Annotated in this window: 9 protein-coding genes; 7 read left to right on the forward strand and 2 right to left on the reverse strand. The window is 61.8% G+C overall.

Going from position 1 to position 6,957, the window contains the following annotated elements; translation table 11 throughout:
* Positions 1-191: hypothetical protein (locus QMX91_RS27385; RefSeq protein ID WP_282413669.1), on the reverse strand; the 191-nt coding region annotated here is incomplete at its 3' end.
* Positions 192-261: 70 nt separating this feature from the next.
* Between QMX91_RS27385 and QMX91_RS27390 the strand changes: the two genes are divergently transcribed.
* The 4 genes from QMX91_RS27390 to QMX91_RS27405 are packed head-to-tail and all read left to right on the forward strand — an operon-like array spanning position 262 to position 2,711.
* A complete protein-coding gene (locus QMX91_RS27390) occupies positions 262-570 on the forward strand; it encodes a DUF2282 domain-containing protein (protein WP_027614378.1) in 309 nt (102 codons plus the stop codon).
* A 25-nt stretch (positions 571-595) separates the two neighbouring features.
* A complete protein-coding gene (locus QMX91_RS27395; RefSeq protein WP_282413664.1) occupies positions 596-1,483 on the forward strand; it encodes a DUF692 domain-containing protein in 888 nt (295 codons plus the stop codon).
* Positions 1,480-2,238: a DNA-binding domain-containing protein gene (locus QMX91_RS27400; protein WP_282413665.1), complete on the forward strand. Its 759-nt coding sequence runs from the start codon at positions 1,480-1,482 to the stop codon at positions 2,236-2,238. The genes QMX91_RS27395 and QMX91_RS27400 overlap by 4 nt, the downstream gene beginning before the upstream one ends.
* Positions 2,235-2,711 carry a DoxX family protein gene (locus tag QMX91_RS27405; protein WP_282413666.1) on the forward strand — a complete coding sequence of 159 codons (477 nt, stop codon included), beginning with the start codon at positions 2,235-2,237 and terminating at the stop codon, positions 2,709-2,711. The genes QMX91_RS27400 and QMX91_RS27405 overlap by 4 nt, the downstream gene beginning before the upstream one ends.
* A gap of 107 nt (positions 2,712-2,818) precedes the next feature.
* On the opposite strand, the gene QMX91_RS27410 is transcribed toward QMX91_RS27405, so the two are convergent.
* Entirely contained in the window at positions 2,819-3,733 is a 915-nt protein-coding gene (locus QMX91_RS27410; RefSeq protein ID WP_282413667.1) for a LysR family transcriptional regulator, read from the reverse strand.
* Positions 3,734-3,837: 104 nt separating this feature from the next.
* Here QMX91_RS27410 and QMX91_RS27415 point away from each other — a divergent pair, with 104 nt between their 5' ends.
* From QMX91_RS27415 to QMX91_RS27425, 3 genes are all read left to right on the forward strand, one after another.
* On the forward strand, positions 3,838-4,437 hold the full coding sequence (locus QMX91_RS27415; protein ID WP_282413668.1) for a short chain dehydrogenase: 600 nt from the start codon (positions 3,838-3,840) through the stop codon (positions 4,435-4,437).
* Positions 4,438-4,496: 59 nt separating this feature from the next.
* Positions 4,497-5,150 (forward strand): hypothetical protein, encoded by a 654-nt coding sequence (locus QMX91_RS27420; RefSeq protein WP_098967563.1) that lies wholly within the window; start codon positions 4,497-4,499, stop codon positions 5,148-5,150.
* Positions 5,151-5,247: 97 nt separating this feature from the next.
* The gene (locus tag QMX91_RS27425; RefSeq protein WP_135295099.1) at positions 5,248-6,861 is read left to right on the forward strand and encodes an NAD(P)/FAD-dependent oxidoreductase; all 1,614 of its coding nucleotides are present in this window, start codon (positions 5,248-5,250) and stop codon (positions 6,859-6,861) included.
* The last annotated feature ends 96 nt before the right edge of the window (positions 6,862-6,957 follow it).

The raw sequence follows: 6,957 nt of genomic DNA on the forward strand, positions 1-6,957 counted from the left end.
GGGGCAAGAGCGCGAAAGTCGCGCTCATCGCCTGTATGCGAATACTGCTGATCAGACTGAATGCCATGCTGCGAGACGGCACAGAGTGGCGGTGACGAACGGTGGCAGTAAGACAGTTGCTCCCACAGTGGATTGCAGTGTTCGAAAATCTTTTCGAAAAAACTTTGCACTGCGCTGTAACGCATCGCCATGAGCGTTCTCTAGTGGGGTAAGCAAGCGCACTTCGCTTGTAAAACCCAAGCTCAAATCTGGAGAAACATCATGACTGCTACCACTCGCACCCTGTCCGCCGCTGCCCTGGTTCTGGCTCTTGGTTCCGCCCTGAGCATGACTGCCGTTTCCAGCGCCAATGCCGCCGACAACAGCAACATGGAAAAATGCTTCGGTGTGGCCATGAAGGGTCACAACGATTGCGCCGCGGGCGCGGGCACTACCTGTGCCGGCACAGCGAAGATGGACTACCAGGCCAACTCGTGGAAGTTCGTGCCAAAAGGCACCTGCACCACCACCGAGAGCAAGACCTCGCCGACCGGTTTCGGTCAGATGGAAGCCTATAAAGCCAAATCCTGAACCATTGCCTGCCCGAGTGACGCTCATGTTGACCACCAGCGAAACTGTCCCACCGCGCACTCGGGCAGCCCTCTGCGGGCTCCCGCCCCGCGCGGGGCTGGGGCTCAAGACCGGGCACTTTATTGAAGTGCTCGGCACCCAACCGGACATCGGTTTCTTTGAAGTCCACGCCGAAAACTACATGGTCGACGGCGGTCCGTTTCATCATTTTCTCGGGTTGATCCGCGAGCAGTATCCGCTGTCGCTGCACGGTGTCGGGCTGTCCATCGGGGCCGAAGGGTCGCTGGATGCTCAACACCTGCAACGCCTGAAAACGCTGATCGAGCGCTATCAACCGCAATCCTTTTCCGAACACCTGGCCTGGTCGAGCCACGGCCCGGTGTTCCTCAATGACCTGCTGCCGCTGGCGTATGACACGCCGACGCTGAACCGCGTCTGCGAACACATCGATCAAGTGCAGAACAGCCTCAAGCGGCCGATGCTGCTGGAGAATCCAGCGACCTATCTCGGCTTCGAGCGCTCGACCATCGACGAGCCGGCGTTCATCACCGAGGTGATCCGCCGCAGCGGCTGTGGTCTGCTGCTCGACGTCAACAACGTCTACGTCTCGTGCGTCAATCATCAACGCGATCCACTGACCTACCTCGACGCGCTGCCTTTGCACGCGGTCGGCGAGATTCATCTGGCCGGGTTCGCCGAAGATGCCGACAGCCTCGGCGACCGTTTGCTGATCGACGATCACGGCGCGCCGATTGATGACGCGGTCTGGGCGTTGTACCGACAGGCGCTCGAACGAGTCGGCCCGGTGGCAACCTTGATCGAACGGGACAACCAGGTTCCGGCGTTCAATGTGCTGCTGGCCGAGGCGCAGCAGGCCGAAGCGTTGTTGCTGCACGCTGGGAGTCGGCCATGAGCACGCAAGCCGACTTCAGCGCCGCCCTGCTCGACACTCGCCTGCCCTGCCCCGCTGGCCTGTGCAGCGCCAACGGTGCTGATCCTGCCAGCCGATTCCTGGTGTATCGCAATAACGTGCAAGGTTCGTTGATCAACGCGCTGGCCGACAGTTATCCGGTGGTGCAGCAATTGGTCGGCGAGGAATTCTTCCGTGGCATGGCCGGCATATTCATCCAGCAGCAGCCGCCGCACAGTCCGTTGATGAGCCGTTACGGCGACGGTCTGGCGGACTTCATTGACGCATTCGAAGCGGCGGCCGAGGTGCCGTATCTGGCCGATGTCGCACGGCTCGAACGCTTGCGCACCCGCGCTTATCACGCCGCCGATGCCGCGACGGTCAGTGCGCAACAGATCAGCGCTGCACTGGCCGATCCGCAAACACTCGCCGAACTGGACATCACCCTGCATCCCTCGCTGCACCTGCTCGATTCGGCTTACGCGGTGGTTTCGATCTGGGCGGCGCATCAAGGAGAAGCGACGCTGGCAGGCATCGACATCCATCAAGGGCAACACGCACTGGTGCTGCGCAACGCTCTGGAGGTCGAGGTGTTTGCCCTCGATCACGGCGACAGCGTATTCATCCGCCATCTGCTCCATCACCGACCGCTGCTGCAAGCCGCGCAAGACAGTCCACCTTTCGATCTGCCGCAGACGCTCGCCCTGCTGATCGGCCACAACGCCATCACCGACCTGAACACCAAGGTATCGCCATGAACAACCTCATCATTCGCGCCATCGGACTCATGGAAAAAATCCCCCACAGCCTGATCGCCTTCATCGCGCGATTCTCGATTGCCGCGGTGTTCTGGAAGTCCGGGCAGACCAAGGTCGAGGGGCTGGCCATCGACTTGATCGACGGCACCGTTCAACTCGGCTGGCCACGTTTGGCAGACTCGACGATTCCGTTGTTCCAAAGCGAATACCACGTACCGCTGCTGTCACCGGAAATCGCCGCGCACATGGCGGCGTTTGCCGAACACTTCTTTCCGGTGCTGATATTGATCGGCTTCGCCACGAGGTTTTCGGCGCTGGCGCTATTGGGCATGACGCTGGTCATCGAGGTGTTCGTCTATCCCGATGCCTACCCGACCCATGGCACCTGGGCGGCGGTGCTGCTGTACCTGATGGCGACCGGGCCGGGGAAATTGTCGATTGATCATCTGATCGCACGACGTTTTGTCTGCTGACCACAACCTGTAGGAGTCAGCCTGCTCGCGATAGCGGTAATCCAGCCAACATTTCTGTTGAATTTGCTTACGCAATCGCGAGCAGGCTCACTCCTACAGGAAATGAGTTAGCGCTGAAGGCGATCCAGCGCCTCGCCGCTGCGTTTGAACCAGCCAATCAGATAATCCGCCAGCACCTGCGTGCGCTTGGGCAAACCGCCCTGGTAGGGGTGCACCAGATACATCGGCATCCGCCGCGTCTGAAAATCGCGCAGCAGCCAGCGCAACCGGCCATCAGCCAACTCCGTTTGCAGCAGGTACGACGGCAACCGAGCGATACCGGCGCCGGCCAGTGCGGCTTTCTTCAGCAGGTTGTAATGGTTGCTGGCGAACGGCCCCGACACCCGCACCCGCAGCAATTCGTGCTGTTGGTGATACAGCCATTCCTCGCGACCACTGTAGTGGCTGTTGAGCAGGCAACGGTGTTCGGCCAGCTCCTGCGGGGTCAGCGGTTCGCCGAACTGCGCTAGATACGCCGGGCTGGCGCAGGTCATTTCCTGCCAAGCCAGCAGCGGCTTGGCCACCAGCCGCTCGTCATTGGCCACCTCGGAGCGAATCGCCAGATCGAAGCCATCCCGGGACAGGTCGCGATAGTGGTTGTTCAGCTCCAGCTCGATCAGCACCTCGGGGTATTGCTGCGAGAACTCCAACAGCAAGCCATCGAAAAACGTCTCTCCCAGCGACACCGGAACGGTCATCCGCACCGGGCCGGCCATGTCGTCCTTCAAGCGCGCCAATGCCTGCCGCGCGCGCTCCACCTGGACGACCAGCGCTTGCGCCTGGGGCAGCAAAGCGGCGCCGGCGGCAGTCAGGCTCAGACGGCGCGTCGTGCGTTGCAGCAACACCACGGAAAACTGTGCTTCCAGCTGACTGATGCGTTTGGACAACTGGCCCTTGCTGCACCCCAGTTGCTGCGCCGCCAGGGTAAAACTGCCAGCCTCGATCAACACCGCAAACGCCGCCAGATCATCCATTTCACTCATGGATTGTTTCCATTTGAAAACCAAAGGTTGCCTATTAGTGCGCTTATCCGCAGAAAAAACCACTCTAGACTGAAACCTCGTTCAACCCATTGAGGAACAGTCCCATGAAGATTCTGTTGATCGGTGCCGCGGGCACCATCGGTTCGGCCGTGGATAAAGAGCTGAGCCAGCGTCACGAAGTGATTCGCATCGGTCGCAGCAGCGGCGACTTCCAGGTCGACATCAGCGACAGCGCCTCGATTCGCAAACTGTTCGAGCAGACCGGCAAGTTCGACGCGCTGATCTGCGCCGCCGGCAACGTGACCTTTGCTCCGCTCGGCGAGATGAACGCTGACAGCTTCGCCCTGGGCCTGAAAGACAAGCTGATGGGCCAGGTCAACCTCCTGCTGATCGGCCGCGAATACGCCTACGACGGCGCCTCGTTCACCTTCACCACCGGCGTGCTCAGCCACGACCCGATCCGCACCGGCGCCTCGGCAGCACTGGTCAACGGCGCTCTGGACAGCTTCGTCAAAGCCGCCGCCATCGAGTTGCCGCGAGGCCTGCGCGTCAACTCGATCAGCCCGACCGTGCTGCTGGAAGCGATGGGCAGCTACGCCCCGTACTTCCGTGGCTACAAGCCGGTTCCAGCATCCGATGTGGCATTGGCCTACGCGAAAAGTGTCGAAGGCCTGCAAACCGGTCAGACCTTTCACGTGGGCTAAACCCTTGTGATCAACGGTCAGCCTGCGTAACGTGGCGGCACTTGTCTGGAGAGCCGAAGATGCGTGTTGCCCGTTCGTTGATCGTTGTCGCCCTGCTGCCGTTATTCGCCGCCTGCCAATTGCTCGACGGCTCTCGTGAAAGCGCGTCCCACGTCGGGCAGACCCGGATGCAGGGGCAGTTGACCGCAGCCGAGGGCAAACTGGTGTTCCAGCCGTGTGGCGAACAGCGTCAGTACGTGGTCAACGACATCGGCGGCACCAGCGTGCTGCAAGAGGCTGCGACCCTCGCCGATCAGCAGGGCAAGCTGTTTGCCGATGTGCGCGGGAGGATCGCCGGCGACCGCCTCGACCTCGGCCAGTTGTACCGCGTCGAGCGCTCTGGCACTGCGTGCGATGACCCGAACTTCAAACTGTTGATCCTGCGTGCCGCCGGCCACGGTCCCGAGTGGAACGTCAAAGTCAGCGGCAAGGGCATGGTCATCGACCGCGAAGGCCAGCCGGCGCTGGCGGTGCCGTATGTCGAGGAGCAACTGGGCGACGGCCGCTTCAACCTCAGCAGCGAAGCCAACAACCAGCGCATCGAGTTGTGGGTCGCGCCGCAGCGCTGCGTCGACAGCAGCACCGGCAGCGTGCAGCACATGAGCGCCGAGCTGCGCATCGACGGCAAGGTCGAACGTGGTTGCGGGTATTTCGGCGGATCGCGCAACGACTGAGCGTTTTAGCCTCACCGGATCCGGCCTTTGCGGCTTATAATCGCGGCCTTCAAACGCCCTGGCGCAGTTGTGCGCCCCGCGAATCCGGATCCTCGCCATGTTACGAATCACCGAACTCAAGCTGCCAATCGACCATCCCGAAGAAGACCTGCGTGCTGCCATCGTGCAGCGCCTGGGCATCGCCAGCGATGACTTGCTCGATTTCACCTTGTTCAAGCGCAGCTACGACGCGCGAAAAAAGTCCTCCGAACTGTGCTTCATCTACACCATCGACCTCAACGTGCGCGACGAGGCCAAGGTGCTGGGCAAGTTCGCCGACGACCGTAACGTCAACGTGGCGCCGGATGTCAGCTACAAATTCGTCGGTCAGGCGCCGAGCGACCTGAGCCAGCGCCCGATCGTGGTCGGTTTCGGCCCGTGCGGGATTTTCGCCGGCCTGCTGCTGGCGCAGATGGGCTTCAAACCGATCATCCTTGAACGCGGCACCGAAGTTCGTCAGCGCACCAAGGACACCTGGGGCCTGTGGCGTAAAAGCGTGCTCAACCCCGAGTCCAACGTGCAGTTCGGCGAAGGCGGCGCGGGTACGTTCTCCGACGGCAAGCTGTACAGCCAGATCAAGGATCCGAAGTTCCTTGGCCGCAAGGTCCTGCACGAGTTCGTCAAGGCCGGCGCGCCGGAAGAAATTCTCTACGTCAGCAAACCGCACATCGGTACGTTCCGTCTGACCGGCATGGTCGAGACCATGCGTGAAGAGATCCGCGCCCTGGGTGGCGAAGTGCGCTTCCAGGAGCGCGTCACCGATGTGCTGATCGAAGACGGCCAACTGGTCGGCGTCGAGCTGGCGAGCGGCGAAACCCTGCATTCGAAACACGTGGTTCTGGCCCTTGGTCACAGTGCCCGTGACACCTTCCGCATGCTCCACAGCCGTGGCGTGTTCATGGAAGCCAAGCCGTTCTCGGTGGGTTTCCGCATCGAGCACCCGCAATCGCTGATCGACCGTGCGCGGCTGGGCAAGTACGCCGGCCACCCGAAGCTGGGCGCTGCCGACTACAAACTGGTGCACCACGCCAAGAACGGCCGTTCGGTCTACAGCTTCTGCATGTGCCCGGGCGGCACCGTGGTTGCAGCGACGTCCGAGCCGAACCGCGTGGTCACCAACGGCATGAGCCAGTACTCGCGTAACGAGCGTAACGCCAACTCCGGGATCGTCGTCGGCATCACCCCGGAAGTCGATTACCCGGGCGGCCCGCTGGCCGGGATCGAGTTGCAGGAGCGTCTGGAATCCCACGCGTTCATCCTCGGCGGCAGCGACTACAAGGCCCCGGCGCAACTGGTCGGCGACTTCATCAACGGCACCCCGTCCACCGAACTGGGCGAAGTCGAGCCGTCGTACAAACCGGGCGTGGCCCTGGGCGACCTGGCCCTGGCGCTGCCGGACTTTGCCATCGAAGCGATTCGTGAAGCGTTGCCGGCGTTCGAGAAACAGATTCGCGGCTACTCGCTGCACGATGCGGTGTTGACCGGGATCGAAACCCGCACCTCGTCGCCGCTGCGCATCACGCGTAACGAGTCGCTGCAGAGCATGAACGTCAAAGGTCTGTTCCCCGCGGGTGAAGGCGCGGGTTATGCCGGTGGGATTCTGTCGGCGGGTGTGGACGGGATTCGGATTGCCGAGGCCGTGGCGCGGGACATTCTCGGTCTGGAAGCCTGATACATCTGTCTTGAAGTAACACCAACCTCCTGTGGGAGCGGGCTTGCTCGCGAAGGCGCTGTGTCAGTCGACGACAATGTTGACTGACACAGCGCC

Origin of the sequence: Pseudomonas sp. PS01299 (assembly GCF_029960145.1) — a bacterium.
In the GTDB taxonomy this organism is placed as follows: domain Bacteria; phylum Pseudomonadota; class Gammaproteobacteria; order Pseudomonadales; family Pseudomonadaceae; genus Aquipseudomonas; species Aquipseudomonas putida_A.